Origin of the sequence: Methanoculleus sp. 10, assembly GCF_913757945.1 — an archaeon.
In the GTDB taxonomy this organism is placed as follows: Archaea; Halobacteriota; Methanomicrobia; order Methanomicrobiales; family Methanoculleaceae; genus Methanoculleus.
This window is the reverse complement of the sequence record NZ_CAJYDP010000008.1, coordinates 172,835-189,345: the sequence shown is the minus strand read 5'-3', so window position 1 is coordinate 189,345 and position 16,511 is coordinate 172,835. Positions and strand designations below refer to the sequence as shown.

Sequence of the window (16,511 nt, the reverse complement as noted above, 5' to 3'; positions counted from 1 at the left end):
GGAACGTCACCGAAGCAGTGCATGCACAAGAGGGCGAAGGATGCGAACGGCGGCATATGGGACGCAGGGATTTAGGCGGCAACAAGCAGTAGTGCACCGAATCTCAATTATCGGCACTCTCAACGGGGGAGGCATCGATCGTTTTCGTATGAAAATGGCCCCCAATATTTTTATCCGGTATGCCTGTGGCCCCGCGGGCATCATGTGGTTTTTTCCACACTATCCGGGGGTTTGCATCCCGGGAGACGGCTTGTCCCGGGTATCCCTACGTGCTGCCCCCCCTCCGAGAGGGGTTACCGGTGGATGGCAATCTGGAGGGATTGAGTCCGGATGCTGAAGCCACGAGGCAGAGGCCGGGGAGGGGGCTCGCCCTCTCCCCGCGAGCCGCCACCCCTCGTGGCGATAGCCACCACGGTCCACTGCACGGTCCACTGCACGGTGAGATCTCGGAGGAGAACCAGTTCCAGGGCGGTTTTCCCCTGCCTATCCTTCCGGGAAACCGGCGCCAGCAGTATTCCCTGACACGGCTTTCCCCCGGATATCGCCAGCACTGCCCTCGCCCCCGGGAGGGGGCGGGGGAGGAGCGCGAAGCGCGGGCGGAGTGGGGGTGCCGGAGAGGAACGTACGGGTCCCCACCCCCCGTGGCGATAGCCACCACGGTCCACTGCACGGGGAGATCCCGGAGAAGAACCGGATACGGCTTCCCACTGGATATCGCCATGACTGCCCCCGCCCCCACCCGGGGGCGGGGGCAGTCATGGCGATATCTGGTGGGCAGCCGTGCCCGGGAGCGGCGCTGACGGCGGTTTCCCGTTCTGACACCGGTTTCCCGGGGGGAGGCGGGGCGGGGGTCCTCCCCTTCCCCGCAGAGGGATGCCCGTATCTTTTCACTCCAGGAGTAATAGCCGCCTGTCCTGCATACCGGAGGGTGGATCTCATACCGGCGGGGTATCTTCTCTCTCCCAAACCCCGGGATGTTCTCCCCGAAATCCTCCGCCGGCCCCGGGGTCCGGCCGCACCTTCCCGCATCATCCCGAATCCGGAGAACAGTATAAATACCGGCAGTACATCAATACCGCCATTGACCGGACCCGACAACCCATGAAGGAATCTACCAGGTTCGCATTCGACATCAGCTGGGTGTTTGTCAGCCAGATCGTCACCCTCGGCTCGGGTTTTCTCTTAAACATCGTGCTGAGCCGCTGGCTCGGTCCGGCGGACTTCGGGCTGTACACCCTGACGCTGACCGTCTATACCATATCCACGCTGATCGCAGGCCTCGGCATCCCCGAGACGGTCGTGAAGTACGTGGCCGACTACAGGAGCGAGCAGGAGCGGCTGAATGCCGTCGTCACCGCGGGGGTCATCAATGCATTCGTGCTCGGGGCCGCGGCCGGCCTCGCTCTCTTCTTCTTCGCCGGGGAGATTGCAGGATCTTTCGGGATGCCGGAACTCTCCGGCCTCATCCGGATCGCCGCGGCTGCCGTGCCGCTTGCAATCGTCAACACAACGCTCCTCGGTCTCCTCAACGGGCTACGGGAGATGCGGTCCTACTCGTTCCGGTTCATGATCCGCGCGCTCCTCCTGATCGTGCTGGTGGTGCTGTTCATAGCCGCAGGCCTCGGTCCCGGAGGAGCAGTCCTTGCGTTGCTGCTCACCGAGGTCGGGACGCTCGCCTTCGTCGTCTCGATCGTCCGCCGGCACTTCCGCCTCTCGGTCTCGGATTACCGGGAGACATCAGCGAAGATGCTCGCGTTCGGGAGCCGGGTCTTCATCGCAAGCGCGGTCTACCTGATCAACACCTACACCGATACGCTCCTCATCGGGTACATGCTGACGGAGATCGACGTCGGCCGGTACGCGGTCGCGATCGCGATAGCCCGGGTGGCCTTCCTCTCGCTCCCCGGTTCGGTCTCCACGGTCAACTACCCGGCGATATCGGAGTATTACAGCAAAGGGCTCCGGGATGCCGTCGAGGCCGTGATAAACAGGTCGATCAGGTACTGTCTGATCCTCCTCTCGATGATGGGCCTCGTCCTCATCTACCTTGCCGATACGATCATCGGGCTCATCTTCGGCCCCGCCTACCTGCCGGCCGTGCCTGCGTTCACCATCCTCGTCTTCGGTATGATCGTATTCGGGGCGGTATCCTCCGTCGGACCGGCCGTCAGCGCCATGAACAGGCCCGGGCTCTCCTCGAAGGTGAACATCTTCGTGGCGGTGGTCAACGTCTGTCTCGACGTGGCGCTCATCCCCCTGTTTGGCATAACCGGTGCGGCTATCGGCACGTCCGGAGCGTGCACGCTGCTTGCGGTGCTGATACTCTACGTGCTCCGCCGCGTCTTTGACGTGCGGATCGAGTCCGCGATGATCATAAAGACGTTTTTGGTCGTCAGCGTATTTTTCATCGCCTTCCTCCTGTTGCGGGACACAGTTCATCCGTACATCCTCGCGGCGATCTTCTCGGGCCTGTACGGCGTCTACGCCTACCGGTTCCTGCTGACACCGGAGGATAAAGTGGAGATCGTCAACACAATCTCCCCGGTATTCGGGCGTATCGCGACACGGCGCCTCAATGGGCGGTGAGCAGGTATATCCCGGGTTGTTCAGCCGGGATGAAACACTCAATGGGTATCCAGGGCATCCGCTGGAACAGACCATTATGATCCATCCGTCGTCCTGGAAGGTCGCCTTGTGGCGATAGCCACCACAGCCTACTACCCGGGCAAGGACCTGATCCGGGCTATCCCTGCATCAGAAAGAACGAGCCCGGGAGACGGACCGGGGCGGGGAAGATGAGACCGGAACGGGGTTCCATCACCCCGGATTATCCCGAAGATTTCCGGAGATACCCCGGCCACCAGCCCGTCCGCGCGAGCAACGCCAGCCGGGACGCGATCCGGTAGGTCTCAAGGTCGACCTGCACGGCCCCGAAACTCTCTTTAAACTTCCGAACCCCGAGGAGGTTCCCGCTCCCCCCGAAGTTCACGAGCGAGAATCCCTTCTCCTGCGCAGACCGCAGAGCGTCGTCGAGGAGGAGGTGCACCGGGCGGAAAGGGCGGGATGTCGCCGGGGCTGCGTTGCTCCACGCAAACACTGTATCAGCGTACTCGAACGTCACGAGGCCCCCGATCACCGCGCCGTGCATCTCCGCCAGGCGCACCTGGACGTACGGGCGGCCGTAGCGGTGGAGGAGATCGTAGACCTCCCGGGGATAGGGCGGCTCCTGGTATCCCCACTCCCGTGCCCTCATCTCGTAGAGGGCGTAATACTGCTGAAACTGCGCGAGGCTATCCTTTTTGACGATCTCGACGTGGTTGCGCTCGGCAATGCCGATATCCCGCCGCGCATGCCTGTTATACCTCTGCTCCACCGCGCTATCGGGGCCATCCAGGCGCAGGATATGGGTATAGTTCCACTCGGACAGCGTCTTCTGGATACCGGGGGCTCCCTGTGCCTGCAGCGCGACGCCCGGCGGCAGGGCGAGATCGAGGGAGAGGTGCCTCCCCCCGACCATGCTCCCGATGAGGTCCGGGAGAACCCTGCCCGAGAGGCCCGAAGGCGAGAAGATGCCGCCGTACCCGTGAGGGACGGACTGGTAGACGGAGAACCCGAACCGCCGCGACTCCATCATCGGGATGAGGACGTCGCCTTCAGGGGTATGGTAGAGCCTCGTCGCCACCCGGTAGCCGAACGCCTCCTCCATGACCTTCGCCCACTCGGGGGTCTGGAAGAAATAGACATTCTCCCCGCCGCTGAGAAACGATCTCCAGACGTCCGGAGAGACGGAATCGGTGTAATCAAACTCCATGCGTCACTGCCTCTTCCCCGGGAACCCTCAGGCGATCCCCCACACCGGGCCCGGCGCCGCCGGCAAACTCGCGAAGGCAGGCAGCCATACCCTCGATATCCTCCGGGGCCACGCTGCAGTGGATGGGGATGTTGATGATCCGCCCGGTCACGTACCCGGTCAGGGGGAACGCGCCCCGCTGCCGTTCCAGCACGTGCCGGAACCGGGGCAGCAGGTGCACCGGCCTCGGCCACTGGATGTTCCCCACCTCGTATCCCCGGTCCCGCGCCCTCCCGATGATCAGAGAGAGCGGGTGATGTGTCTGGTTCAGGACGTTGCACTTGAGGAACGCTGGCACCTTATCGGGGGAGACTTCCGGCAGCAGAAAACCCGGGGTATCCTGCATGGCGCCGTAAAAGAGGCGGGCGTTCCTGTTCCGGGCTGCGTTCACCGCCGGGAGATCCAAAAGCCCCAGGGCCCCCACAAGGGCCCGCGGAGCCCCCATCAGCAGGTTGCCGGACCCTATCGTCCTGATGGGCGGACAGAAGACCCGTGACCTGACCTCTTCTGCGCGCCGGAGTACCTTCCTCACGGCCGCGTTCCTCATGTGGGGCGGCACGTAGCCGGCCCGCTCGATCTCGCGCTCGACGTGCGGGAGGAGGGCGGCCCGGATATCTTCCCACGCCTCGCACTGCAGCACCAGGTCGTCCATAAGGCCGAAGATCTCCGGGTCGTCCCGGCAGCAGTTCTGGCCGAAGTAGGCAAGAAGATCCCGTTTATAGACCGTCCGCTCCGTGGCCGTATGCTGCACGAGCATACCGTAGACGTAGCACTTCTCGTCGTGGAGCGGCACCCGCGTGCAGGACTCGACGACCCGCTCCACGTCCCCGGCGAAGGCGGGGTTGTTGACAGCCAGCATCCCGCCTTCGCCGGTTGTGAGGTGTTTCTCGTAATTGAAACTGACGACCGCAAAGTCCCCAAACGACCCGACAGGCCTTCCTTTATACTCCGCGCCGAGGCACTGGGCGCAGTCCTCGATGACGACGCAACCGTTCTCCCTCGCGATCGCCGGCAGGTCCCCGATCTCGCAGGGGATCCCGAAGAGGTGCGTCGCAATGACCGCCCGTGTTCGTTCCGTCATCTTCTCCACAAAATGCGACGCCGGGACGTTGAAGTCCCGAAGTGCTGGTTCGACGAAGACCGGGGTCGCCCCCGACTCCAGGATGGCGTCGACGACGCCCTCGTAGGTGAAGTCCGGCACAAGCACCTCGTCGCCCGATGAGAGGTCCAGAGCCCGTAACGCGATCAACAGGGCTGCACGGGCCTGGTTGGTCGCATAGCACCGTTCTGCCCCGATGTAATCACAAAACTGGTTCTCAAAGGCTTTGACATGGCTCTCATCCTCAAGGTCCTCACGTGATAGAGTACCGACGATCTGTTCTACGTTCAGGTATGCTCGAGACCGTGCTAACATTCCTTTCCCCCAGGCCGGTAGATACGGAGCGATGATTGTAATCCAAATATATAACTATAACCCTTCGCGAAACCCTGGCGGGACCGATACCGACCGGTATTGATCAAAGGGACTCCGGGAAACCAGATCCCGGGGAGGAGACGCCCGCCGGCAACCACTCAACCCCGGCCGGGGGCCAGGCGTTTCAGTCTCTCGATGCCGCAACTCAGCCCGTGCATGACGTAGTAGTTCGATTCCCGGCCTCCCCCGGCAGTCTGCCCGGCCCGGAGCGCCTCCTCGATCTCCTCCCCGGCATAGACCGTCACACCCCTTCCGATCTCTGCGTAGACGTGCGCATCGCTCCCGCCGACCGTCCCCTTCCCGGAGGCCCGCCCGAGCGTCATCGAGAGTGCGTTGGCCTGCCGCCTCGACCTGCTGTTGAACCCTTCGACGAGGTCCACCCTTCCAGCAAGGCGCTCAGGTGACGGGTACCGGCGGTAGGGGTGCGCGAGGACCGCAAGGCCGCCCTGGGCACGGATCTCGGAGACCACATCATCAAACCGCCGCGCCGTGATCTCCCGGTCGAGGAAGAGGCCCAGGACGTCGCCGTACTCCGTTTTGATCTCAGCACCGACGACGACCTCAAAGCCCTCATCAGGGTTCGCCTCCCGGGCAAGAAGACCCCCGCGGATGGTGTTGTGGTCCGTTACGGCTATGGCAGCGAGGCCCCGCATCCGGGCTACTTTCACGACCCTGGCCGGGTCCATGAGCGAGTCCCGGGAGCAGCGGGTATGGATGTGCAGGTCGGCGATCATCCCGTCCCCCGGAGAACGCCCGGTGCGGCACCGGCGATTGCGGCGCAGACGTACTCAACCTCCTCGTCGGTCATGCCGGGGTAGAGCGGCAGCGTCATCTCGTGCTCCCCGACAAACTCCGTCTGCGGGAGCGATCCTGAGGTATCCCCGAGCAGCCTCTGGTAGTAGGTGAAGAGGTGGATCGGGGGGTAATGGATGCTCGTCTGGACTCCCAACTCTTTCAGCGCTGCCTGGAGTCCGGCCCTCGGGAGATCCCCGGGGAGGACGACAGGGAAGATGTGGTGGGAGGACTCTCCGTCGACCTTCCCGGAAAAGGGGCACGCGATGCCTTCAACCCCCTCGAGCATCTTCCGGTACCGGGCGGCGATACGCTTCCGTCGCGCGTTGTTCTCCGCGAGGCGCCGGAGCTGGACGATGCCGAGCGCGGACGCGACCTCGTTGATCCGGTAGTTGTAGCCGAGAGCGGTGACGTCGTAACTGTACCCGTGCCCCCGGTGCCGGTCCCAGGTCAGCGTGGTCATGCCGTGCGAGCGCATGACCCTGATCCGTTCGGCAAGGTCGTCGTCGTTCGTCACGACCATGCCCCCTTCACCGGTGGCGAGGTTCTTGTTCGCAAAGAAGCTGAAGCACCCGACATCCCCGATGGTCCCGCACATCTTCTCCTTATAGGTCGCACCGACCGCGTGCGCCGCGTCCTCGACGACCCGGAGATCGTGGTCGCGGGCAAGATCCAGGATCGGCTGCATGTCGCAGGGATACCCCCCGTAGTGGACAACGGTGATCGCCCGCGTCCGGGGCGAGACCTTCGCCGCAATATCCTCCCACGCCACGTTCAGGTCGTCAGGGCCGGCGATATCGGCAAAGACCGGTCTCGCGCCGCAGTAGAGGACCGAGTTCGCCGTCGCGACGAACGTGAGCGACGGGGTTATGACCTCGTCGCCGCTGCTGATGCCGAGCACCGCATGGGCGATATGCAGTGCCGCCGTCCCGTTCGAGACCGCAAACGCATGTTTGACACCGAGGTACCGGGCAAAGGCCGCTTCGAACTCCTCCGTCACCGGCCCCATCGAGAGCCACCTCGACTGCAGGACGTCCCTGACCGCGTCGACCTCATCGCCGCCCATAGCGATATCGGATAAGGGGATCTTCCACGCCATCTCACTCGCCCCCGACGCCCAGCGTCCCATAAAGCCCGGCGATCTCGTTGTTCGCCTTCTTGTAGTCGTCGACCCTCCCGATGTCCAGCCAGTAGCCGGCGTACTTGTAGGCTTTGACGGGCTCACCCGCCGCGAGCAGGACCTTGATCAGGTCGGGGAAGTCGATGTAGTCGTGCGGCGTGATGTACTCGAGGACTTTTGGGTCGAACGCGTAGACACCCATGCTCACGAAGTGCTCAAACCCCGGTTTCTCGGTATACCCGACGATGTTCTCATCCCCGTCGGTGTCCACGATACCGAAATCGACGAAGTAATCCCTCTTGTTGAGGGCCACCGTCGCGACGGCCCCGTTCCTTTTGTGGAAGTCCATAAGCCCGGAGAACGGGAGGGTCGTCAGGACGTCGCCGTTCATCATCAGGAACGGTTCGGTGAGGTCGTCCCTGATGAGCCCGAGGCAGCCCGCGGTCCCGAGCGGCCTGTCCTCCCGCGAGTAGGTGATCGAGAGCCCGAACCTGCTCCCGTCGCCGAAGAACGCCATGATCAGTTCGGCAAGGTGCCCGACCGCAATCGTCACATCCAGGATGCCGTGCTCCCGGAGCTGGCGGAGGATGATCTCAAGGATCGGTTTATCCCCGATCGGCATGAGCGGCTTGGGGATGATGGTCGTGTAGGGTTCGAGCCTTCTTCCCTTGCCGCCGGCAAGAATAACCGCTTTCATATCAGGTCACGTAGTGGTTGGGCTGATAGAGGCCCAGGTGTTCCCGAAACCATGCAATCGTTCGCAAAAGCCCTTCTTCCAGGGGCACAGCCGGAGACCAGCCAAAGAGGCGCTTTGCCCGGGTGTTGTCGCACCAGAGCCGCTCGACCTCGCTCTTCTCCGGCCGCAGGCGTCCGCTCTCGGTGACGATCTCGATCTCCTTCCCCATGAGGGATGCAACCATCTCGGCGACGGCCCCGATCGAGATCTCGTAGTTCGATCCGACGTTGACCGTCTCCCCGATTGTTCCCGGCGACTCGGCGACAAGGAGAAACGCACGCACCAGGTCGTCGACGTAGGTGTAGTCCCGCGTCGTGTGCGTCGCGCCGAGCGCCACCTTCCCCTGCACCAGCGCCTGCGTGATGATCGTCGGTATCACCGCCCGCGCCGACTGCCGCGGGCCGTAGGTGTTGAACGGCCGTATCGTGGCGATGGGGACGTCAAAGGACCGGTAGAAACTCTCGGCGACCTTGTCGGCCCCGATCTTGCTTGCCGAGTAGGGGGACTGCCCTTGGAGCGGGTGGTCCTCGTCGATGGGGACGTAGCGGGCGGTCCCGTAGACCTCGCTTGTCGAGGTGTGGACGACCTTCTCGACGCCGGCATCCCGGGCCGCCTCAAAGACGTTGAGCGCGCCGAGGACGTTCGTCTCCACCGTCTCCCGGGGACGGGCGTAGGAGTAGGGGATGGCGATGAGCGAACCCAGGTGGAAGACGACGTCGACGTCCCGGACAGCGCTCCGGACGGCGTCGGCATCCCTCAGGTCGCCCATGAGGATACGCACCCGGTCCAGCCTCTCTCCCGGGAGCAGCCGCAGGAGGCCCGGGTCGTTTCTTGAGTTGTAGCGGACAAACGCCCGCACATCCGCGCCGTGGTCGACCAGGCGCTCGGTCAGGTGGCTGCCGATGAAACCGCCAGCGCCGGTCACAAGCACTCTCTTTTCAGTCCAGTCCATCAAACATGACTCCTTTTACTCTGAACGCGCATATGGCTGCGAGCAGACTCTGGATACGCGATCCAGCATATAATACTATCTCAAAACCCGGGATCGCACCTGCTCCGGGCATACCGGTTCCGGCAGATCCCCGCATCGGCCCGGCGCGGAGGCTGCCGCTCCGGTGTCCGTGGCGGGCGTTACAACGTCTCATCGGGATCACCCATTTCACGGATCTGTTTTCCGGCACGGGCTGGATACCGGTGCCCGATGCCGTCGAAGGACTGCAGCTGCAGCGTGGGTGCGCTGACCGGCGGGACGGCCGGGTCGTCTCTCCCCCCCATCCCCCGGAGGGGGCGGGCGGAGACCGCCGGGACCGGGGCCTCCGGGGAGAGGAGCGACATCCCGTCAAGAAGCGTTCCAATCGGCATGAACGGGAACTTCATCAAGAGCATGATGAGTTTCTCAAGCGATGTGTGGACGCCGTGGTAGGTGACGAACCGCGAGAAAAGCGGCACCTTCAGGGGGGGAGGGCCCGGGTAGATGTCGTGGGGGTGAAGGTAGATGTTTGCCGGCCTCTTTGCGGCCACCCTGCCGATACCCCACGAGAGGACCTGTTTTGGCAGGGAACGGAGGTAGAACCCTCCGGAGATGGGGATGTTGATGCCGAGCCTGACGATCGAGAGCGGGAACTCGATGATCGGGCCGTCGGGGTCGTGGACGGTGAGGTCGTCCCGGGAAGGCCGGTAGATCCCGACCGGCGCGTCCGGGACGCCGTAGAGCTGGGTCCTCACCGGGAAGATGCTCGAGTCATACTGGAAACCGTACTTCTCGAGCGAGAGAAGTGCCCACTTTGTCCTGTTGTCCAGGGAGAACGACGGCGCCCGGAACCCGACCGGGTTGTAGTCGGCAAGCAGTTCGAGGGACCTGCTGAGTTCTCCCTCAAACTCCCTCCGGTCCAGCGAGTAGAGCGGTTTATGGGAGTAGGCGTGGCACGCAATCTCGTGGCCGCTTCGGTGAATCTCGTGGACGACCTCAGGATACTTCTCTGCGACGGCACCAAGGACAAAGAACGTCGCCTTGACGTTGAACGCGTCGAGTGACGCAAAGAGCGGCCTCAACGATTCCATGAACATATCCTCGCGGTCGCGGGGCAGGTATCCGTTCAGGAACTCGTTGCACCACCAGAACTCAAGGTCGATGCTGAGTGCGTTGGCGGTCACGTTATCGCCTCAGGACAAACCGCCACATGTCAGGGTCGAGCGCGTAGCGTGCCGTGGCGAGCGCGAACCCCAGCGTCGGGCCGGGGTCGTGCAGCGACAGGATGTCGTCGGGCGTATCGAACCGGAGAAACGCTTTGAGGTTCTGCCAGGTCTTCGGGGCGCTCAGGTACCAGAGGATATCCCCGGGAAGCAGCCAGCGGCACTGGACCCCCTCCCGGTAATCCGGGACCGGTTCGACATCCCCGTCCATGACCATCCGGTAGAGGAGGTAGGGGAAGTCCACGCCGCTGAGGATCGAGAGGTGCAGCGAACCCCAGAAGCGGGGGTTCACCTCCATGAGTTTGAGGCTCCCGTCACGCGCATCGACCCGGAACTCGACCATCGCAACCCCGGACCACCGCATCGCCTTCAGGAGGCGGAGGGCGATCCCTGCGGCCTCCCGGGAACGTTCGTCCTTGACGGTCTCCCGGAGGGTGCTTGCCCCCCCGGAGACCGGGTAGGAGCGGATCCGTCTCTGGACGGTCATTGCACGCGGTTCGGATCGCTCGTTGAGGAGGGCGTAGACCCCGAGCTCTCCTCCGTAGGGGATGAACTCCTGGACCACCACGGGGCCGAACTCCACTTTCGATGCCGCATAGGCCCGCACGAGGTCCTGTGGGTCCCTGCAGATCCGAACACCCCGTCTCCCCGAACTCACGCGGGGTTTGACGACGGCCGGGTAGTCGATCGCCTCTGCGATGCCGGCCGCATCGTCCGGGTTCTCCGGGAAGAACGTTCGCGGGCAGGGGATGCCGTTGTCGAGGGCGATACGGAGGGTCGTGCCTTTGTCATAGCCCGTCATGAAGACGTCGCGGGGCGGCAGGGCGACCCGGGTGTACCGCGAGATCTCCTCTTCGTGGTCGACGATGGGCTTTAAGCAGGCGTCGGCGACCGGGAAGAGCACGTCGATCTTCCTGGACCTCAGGGTGTCGAGGAGAAACCCGATGAACCGCTCCTCCTCTTTCTTCGGCGAGGGGTATACCAGGCCCCGCTTGCAGTACCTTGAAAAAGCTCCCGTCGCACACCGCGTCTCTTCACCTGCAGTTACGTCCAGTCCCTGTTTGCCAAGTGACCGGATGACCGCAAGAGAGCTGCGCATCTGTGCGTCGGTTACAAAGACAGCTCCCCGACTCAACACTTCCCCCCCAAGCCTCTATGATGCGTTGTGACGAGCGATGGATCCCTTTTCGAATATTTAAATCTATCTTGAATCCCGGCGGTTTCGATCCGGTATCAGGACAATGAGAGATGGCATAAGGATGAGCGGGACAGCATCGCACCATCACGGGATAACCGGACCATCGAGATGCAATATGCGGTATAATTCCAGAAAATGGCGGCGCCCTTGAGGGAGAGAAATCCTGTAGACCATACGGTTTCCGGCGCAGGAGGATAAACGTATATCACGGTGCCGGGGACTGGAGAGGCGTTCGCCGAACATGCCGCCCCCGGGATGGTGCGGCCAATCCCGGACGGCGGGGAGAAAGACCGCTCCCGGGAGATCGCAGCCGGCGGAACGGCTCCCGGTACCGGCATAACCACCGTTATTCTGCACCGGGCGATCCCTCTCCCGGAGATGCCACCGGGCGCGGCCTTCCGGGTGTGGGATAGACCGATCGGCAGGATGCCGGTAGAGCCGCTCGCGAGAGGTAACCTCTCGCAGGCGGTGGTCCTCTTCACCTGCCAGGCCCCTCAAAGTGAGATGAAATAGCCCACTACTGCAACGACTCTCAATTACCGGCACTCTCAACGGAGGAGATCATCGATCGTGTTTCGCACGGTCCGGGGGTTTGCATCCCCGGGCACGGATTTTCCCGGGTATCCCCATGCACCGTCCCTGCCCCCGGAGAGCAGGGCTTTGGAGGAACATGCAGTGCCCCGCCTGCGGGTGGGAAACCCCTCTCCGGTCCACTCCATGGAGGATCCGGAGAAGAACCGGATACGGCCCCGCTCCCTCCCCTCCGGAAACTGCCGCCAGCACTATCCCTGGCGCGGCTTCCCACCGGGTATCGCCCTGACTGCCCTCGCCCCGGGAGGCAGGGAACGCAGCGCGGGCGAGTGGGGGTTGCCGGAAGGAACTTTCAGATGCCCATTTTGCCCGGGAGGGACGAGCCCCCTCCCGGTCCCCTCCCCATGGCGATATCCCACGGTCCACTCTGCAGGGAGATCCGGAGGAGAACCGGATAGGGCTCTATCGCCACGCACTGCCCGCCCGGGCGGGGCAGGATGGGAGGACGGAGAAGCGTATGGGTATTTCACCCTGTGAAACGCGGGCGGGGTGGGGTTGCCGGAGAACGCGTATGAGTATCCGTCAGGGAAGCTTCAGAGAGGAACGTACGGGTCCCCTCCCCCCATGGCGATAGCCACCACGGTCCACTCCATGGGGAGATCCCGGAGGAGAACCGGATACGGGCCCCCTCTCCCCTCCTCCCGGGAAACCGGCGCGAGGACCGCTCCCGGGGCACGGCTCACCCCGGATATACGCCCGGACCTGTCCCCGCCCGGGCAGGTGGGGGGCGAAGAGGAGCGCTATGGGTGGGGATGGATAAAGGCCAGATAGGGTCTGTTCGTTTGGAATCGATGCACTACGGGGCGGAACGGCGTGTACACGTCCGGGTTGCCTCCCCTCTGCCTACCCCGCGGCCGGGCCGGGGGTGCTGCACCACCATCGCCTGCTCTCCGGTGAGAGTCCGGGGGGACCTGAAAGCCCCGCAGGCCGGGAGATACATTTATATGAGCGATTGTGCACTCTCACCCCATCAGGAGGGCGATAGAGCGTGAAGGCCATGGTGGTGACCCCATATTTCTATCCGCACATGGGTGGCGTGCAGAAATATGTCTACGAGATCAGTACGAGACTGCAACGGGTATTCGGGTACGACCTGACCATCGTCTCCTCCAACTGGCATAAGGAGGAGAACACCGCAAAGACCGAGCAGATCGGCGGCCTTGAGGTGATCCGGCTGCCCTACCAGTTCAAGGTCTCAAGCACCCCCGTCAGCCTCGCGTGGGAGAGGGCGCTTCGTGCCCTCATCCGGTCGGAGCGCCCGGACGTCGTGAACGGACATATGCCGGTCCCTTTTATCGCGGACGCAGCCGCCCGGGCAGCGGCCGGGATGCAGGTCCCCTATGTCCTGACCTACCACAACGACCTGACCGGGCACGACCTCCCGACCCGGATCATCGGGCAATGCTACTATCCGCTCCTCGGTTCCCGGACGCTCCGCCTCTCTGATACGGTCATCGCCACGTCGGATTATTACGCGAGGCAGTCTTCCCACCTGCGGGAGCACCTCCCGAAACTGCGCTACGCCGCCCCGGGCGTCGACCTCGAACGGTTCCCGGGCGACCGCTCGGATTTTCTGCGCCGGAAGTATCGCCTGGGAGACGAGAAGATCCTGCTCTACGTGGGCCACCTGGATAAAGAGAGCCAGCATAAGGGCGTCCAGTACCTGATCCGGGCCATGCGGGCCGTCAGGGAGTCTCTGGACGCAAAACTGATCGTCGCCGGCAGGGGGAACTACATCGACCATTACAGGAGGCTTGCCGCCAGTGAAGGAGTCCTGAGCGACGTGATCTTTGCCGGTTTCATCCCCGAGGACGAGGTGCCCCTGTACTTCAACAGCGCCGACCTCCTCGTCCTGCCGAGTTGCGACCGGGCGGAAGGGTTCGGGATGGTGCTGATAGAGGCGCAGGCGTGCGGAACACCGGTCATCGGGACGGACGTCGGCGGGATACCGTTTGCCGTCGAGGACGGCGTGACCGGTCTCATCGTCCCGCCAGGGGACGTACCGGGGCTCGCCGGCGCCATCGTGCGGGTGCTCGGCGACCCGGACCTTTACCGGCTGATGGCGCAGAACGGGCCGAGGAGGGTGCGGGACCTCTTTACCTGGGAGAAGAGCGCTCGCGTCTACGACCGGGTCTTTTGCGAGGCGGCCGGGGAGCGGGCGTAGCTGGACCGGACCGGGGAGTGAACATCCCGGCGTCGGGCACGACGGCGGGGTTCGCCGGCAGAGCCGGATCCGCCGTGGCAATCCCGGGGAAAATCCCCGGCTCGTGCATGCTGCATGAGGCTATGCCTCATCGGGTTTTATCAAAGGGGAAGGGCAACATTTTTCTGTATTTCACCGGCCGGGTGCACTCCCCGAGAGCGCCGGTGCCGCACGCCCGGCACCCTGGCGTGGGGCGACCCGCCGGATGTGACAGCCAGGAACCATACCATGGATACAGCCTTTCTCGAACAGGTCCTGATCATATTCGCCCTCTCCATCGCAGCGCTCGCCCTCTGCTACCGGATGAAGATGCCCGGGATCGTGGCGTTCTTCCTCACCGGTATCATTGCCGGGCCTTACGGCCTCGGCCTCATCACGAACCGGGCCGATGTCGAGATCCTCGCGGAGCTCGGTATCATCTTCCTCCTCTTCACCATAGGGATGGAACTCTCCTTGAAGAGCCTCCTTGATATGAAGAAAGGGATGCTCACCGGCGGGGTGCTCCAGATAGGCCTGACGATCGGCGTCGTCGCGGTCATCGCATCGGCCTTCGGCCTCGCGCCGCCGGAAGCGATCTTCTTTGGGATGCTGCTTGCCCACACGAGCACCACCGTGATGCTGACCGTCTTCCAGCACCGGGGGGAGGTGGACACGCCGCCGGTGCGGCTCGCGCTCGGGATATCGGTCCTCCAGGACCTGAGCACCGTGCCGATGATCCTCCTCGTCCCCATGCTCGGCGGTATGGGATCGGCCGGGGTCGTCCCGTCGCTCATCAACTTCGTTCTCGGCCTCGTCCTCCTCGGCGCCGTCACGGCAAGCGCTCTCTGGGTCGTCCCCCGCCTCCTCTACCGGGTCGCAAGCCTCCGGAGCCGGGAACTCTTCATGATCACCGTCATCTCCCTCTGCCTCGGGACGGCATGGCTCACCTCACGGGCCGGCCTCTCCCTCGCCCTCGGGGCCTTCCTTGCCGGCCTGATCATATCCGAGTCCGAGTACAGCAACGCGGCCCTCTCGACCGTCATTCCCTTCCGCGACATCTTCACCAGTTTCTTCTTCGTCTCGATGGGAATGCTCCTCAATACCGGGTTCTTCGCGGCCCATGCGCTCCTGATCGTCGCGATCATCATCGGCGTCATCGTCCTCAAGGCGATCATCGGGGCCGTTGCCGTCCTCCCTGCAGGGGTCTCCCTCCGGACCGCCGTCCTCACCGGGCTTGCCATCGGCCAGATCGGCGAGTTCGCGTTCATCCTCTCGAGGACCGGGATCGAGTACGGGCTTCTGGGCCCCGACCTTGAACAGATCTTCCTCGCGGTGTCGGTCGGGACGATGGCGGTCGCCCCGTTCGTCATCGCGTCGGCGCCGCAGGCGACCGCCGTCGTCCGCCGCCTTCCCCTGCCGGCATGGCTCAGGGCAAGAGACGCGCCCCTGAAGGTAGCCCCCGCAAACGGGCCCAAAGAGGGGCATATCATCATCATCGGGTTCGGGCCGATGGGGCGGCACGTCGCCGAAGCGGCACGGAGCACCGGAGTTCCCTACATGGCCGTCGATCTCAACCCGAAGACAGTGCGGGAGGGGCGCAAGATTGGTGAACCGATCTTCTTTGGCGATGCCATAAACGAGGGGGTTCTTGCCCACGCCGGGGTCGAACGCGCCCGCGTGGTGGTCGTCACCATCCCGAACGCGGCCACGGCGCGCCAGGTGACGGCGATTGCACGGAAGATGAACCCGGACTGCGCGATCATCACCCGGACCCGGTACATGGAGGATTCCCTCGCCCTCTACGCGATCGGAGCAAACGACGTCGTCTGCGAAGAGTTCGAGACCGCAGCAAAAGTGCTTGCACGGGTCCTGGTCAGGTACCCGGTGCAGAAGAGCGATATCGACGGGCTCGTCGCTTCGATGCGGACCGGGAACTACGAGATGCTCCGGCAGGCCTCAGGGCAGGTGCCGTCGCTCCAGGACATAGGGCTGCACCTGGACGACGCCGAGATATCGATCGTCCGGGTGGAGGAGGGCGCCCCGGTCGCCGGGAAGACCCTTGCCGAGACCGACCTGCGGCGGAGGTACGCGGTGACGGTGCTCGCGATCAGGAGAGGCGCGGAGACGCTCGCCGGGCCGGATGGCGGGACGTCGATCGAGGCCGGGGACCTCTGCATCCTCATCGAGGCCGGGCCCGGGAACCCGGAGGTATCCTCCCTCTTCCGCCCTGCGGCGGAGGGGTAAGACTCTTTTACCCGGGTCGCGCGGCGAACCGGGGATGCGCGCTCACGGTCCGGAGGGGGGCGGGCTCCGGCGCCCGGTCTCGTACGTCGCGCAGATCCGGGGCCTTCGCCGGCCCGTGACTGCACCCTCTT

At 64.0% G+C, this 16,511-nt stretch carries 12 protein-coding genes; 4 read left to right on the top strand and 8 right to left on the bottom strand.

Annotated features, from left to right (window positions below):
• The first annotated feature begins 1,101 nt into the window (after window positions 1–1,101).
• A complete protein-coding gene (locus QZ408_RS10985; RefSeq protein WP_292491545.1) occupies window positions 1,102–2,586 on the top strand; it encodes a flippase in 1,485 nt (494 codons plus the stop codon).
• A 241-nt stretch (window positions 2,587–2,827) separates the two neighbouring features.
• Here QZ408_RS10985 and QZ408_RS10980 read toward each other — a convergent pair whose 3' ends face one another.
• The 8 genes from QZ408_RS10980 to QZ408_RS10945 all read right to left on the bottom strand — a co-directional run bounded on the left by QZ408_RS10980 (window position 2,828) and on the right by QZ408_RS10945 (window position 11,300).
• Window positions 2,828–3,811 carry a GNAT family N-acetyltransferase gene (locus tag QZ408_RS10980; protein ID WP_292491543.1) on the bottom strand — a complete coding sequence of 328 codons (984 nt, stop codon included), beginning with the start codon at window positions 3,809–3,811 and terminating at the stop codon, window positions 2,828–2,830.
• On the bottom strand, window positions 3,801–5,264 hold the full coding sequence (locus QZ408_RS10975; RefSeq protein ID WP_292491541.1) for a DegT/DnrJ/EryC1/StrS family aminotransferase: 1,464 nt from the start codon (window positions 5,262–5,264) through the stop codon (window positions 3,801–3,803). The genes QZ408_RS10980 and QZ408_RS10975 overlap by 11 nt, the downstream gene beginning before the upstream one ends.
• Before the next feature lie 158 nt (window positions 5,265–5,422).
• Entirely contained in the window at window positions 5,423–6,058 is a 636-nt protein-coding gene (locus QZ408_RS10970; RefSeq protein ID WP_292491539.1) for a PHP domain-containing protein, read from the bottom strand.
• Window positions 6,055–7,215 carry a DegT/DnrJ/EryC1/StrS family aminotransferase gene (locus tag QZ408_RS10965; RefSeq protein ID WP_292491537.1) on the bottom strand — a complete coding sequence of 387 codons (1,161 nt, stop codon included), beginning with the start codon at window positions 7,213–7,215 and terminating at the stop codon, window positions 6,055–6,057. Before QZ408_RS10965 ends, QZ408_RS10970 begins: the two co-directional genes overlap by 4 nt.
• Window position 7,216: 1 nt before the next feature.
• Complete coding sequence (locus QZ408_RS10960; protein WP_292491535.1) at window positions 7,217–7,933, bottom strand: sugar phosphate nucleotidyltransferase; 717 nt, start codon at window positions 7,931–7,933, stop codon at window positions 7,217–7,219.
• 1 nt (window position 7,934) lies between these two features.
• The gene (locus QZ408_RS10955; RefSeq protein WP_292491533.1) at window positions 7,935–8,924 is read right to left on the bottom strand and encodes a GDP-mannose 4,6-dehydratase; all 990 of its coding nucleotides are present in this window, start codon (window positions 8,922–8,924) and stop codon (window positions 7,935–7,937) included.
• Between the two features lie 179 nt (window positions 8,925–9,103).
• Window positions 9,104–10,126, bottom strand: a complete 1,023-nt coding sequence (locus QZ408_RS10950; RefSeq protein WP_292491531.1) for a polysaccharide deacetylase family protein — start codon at window positions 10,124–10,126, stop codon at window positions 9,104–9,106.
• A 1-nt stretch (window position 10,127) separates the two neighbouring features.
• Window positions 10,128–11,300, bottom strand: coding sequence for an ATP-grasp domain-containing protein (locus QZ408_RS10945; protein WP_292491530.1), 1,173 nt, complete (start codon window positions 11,298–11,300; stop codon window positions 10,128–10,130).
• Window positions 11,301–11,573: 273 nt separating this feature from the next.
• Between QZ408_RS10945 and QZ408_RS10940 the strand changes: the two genes are divergently transcribed.
• The 3 genes from QZ408_RS10940 to QZ408_RS10930 all read left to right on the top strand — a co-directional run bounded on the left by QZ408_RS10940 (window position 11,574) and on the right by QZ408_RS10930 (window position 16,380).
• Complete coding sequence (locus tag QZ408_RS10940; RefSeq protein ID WP_292491528.1) at window positions 11,574–11,876, top strand: hypothetical protein; 303 nt, start codon at window positions 11,574–11,576, stop codon at window positions 11,874–11,876.
• A gap of 1,105 nt (window positions 11,877–12,981) precedes the next feature.
• A complete protein-coding gene (locus QZ408_RS10935; protein WP_292491526.1) occupies window positions 12,982–14,118 on the top strand; it encodes a glycosyltransferase family 4 protein in 1,137 nt (378 codons plus the stop codon).
• Window positions 14,119–14,385: 267 nt separating this feature from the next.
• Window positions 14,386–16,380, top strand: a complete 1,995-nt coding sequence (locus QZ408_RS10930; RefSeq protein ID WP_292491524.1) for a cation:proton antiporter — start codon at window positions 14,386–14,388, stop codon at window positions 16,378–16,380.
• Window positions 16,381–16,511: the final 131 nt, after the last annotated feature.

What these genes read in the sequence shown, in the direction of transcription:
- QZ408_RS10965 (WP_292491537.1), bottom strand. Translation starts at nt 7,215, where the DNA reads ATGGCGTGGAAGATCCCCTTATCCGATATCGCTATGGGCGGCGATGAG.
- QZ408_RS10980 (WP_292491543.1), bottom strand. Translation starts at nt 3,811, where the DNA reads ATGGAGTTTGATTACACCGATTCCGTCTCTCCGGACGTCTGGAGATCG.
- QZ408_RS10935 (WP_292491526.1), top strand. Translation starts at nt 12,982, where the DNA reads ATGGGTGGCGTGCAGAAATATGTCTACGAGATCAGTACGAGACTGCAA.
- QZ408_RS10955 (WP_292491533.1), bottom strand. Translation starts at nt 8,924, where the DNA reads ATGGACTGGACTGAAAAGAGAGTGCTTGTGACCGGCGCTGGCGGTTTC.
- QZ408_RS10975 (WP_292491541.1), bottom strand. Translation starts at nt 5,264, where the DNA reads ATGTTAGCACGGTCTCGAGCATACCTGAACGTAGAACAGATCGTCGGT.
- QZ408_RS10970 (WP_292491539.1), bottom strand. Translation starts at nt 6,058, where the DNA reads ATGATCGCCGACCTGCACATCCATACCCGCTGCTCCCGGGACTCGCTC.
- QZ408_RS10960 (WP_292491535.1), bottom strand. Translation starts at nt 7,933, where the DNA reads ATGAAAGCGGTTATTCTTGCCGGCGGCAAGGGAAGAAGGCTCGAACCC.
- QZ408_RS10985 (WP_292491545.1), top strand. Translation starts at nt 1,102, where the DNA reads ATGAAGGAATCTACCAGGTTCGCATTCGACATCAGCTGGGTGTTTGTC.
- QZ408_RS10930 (WP_292491524.1), top strand. Translation starts at nt 14,386, where the DNA reads ATGGATACAGCCTTTCTCGAACAGGTCCTGATCATATTCGCCCTCTCC.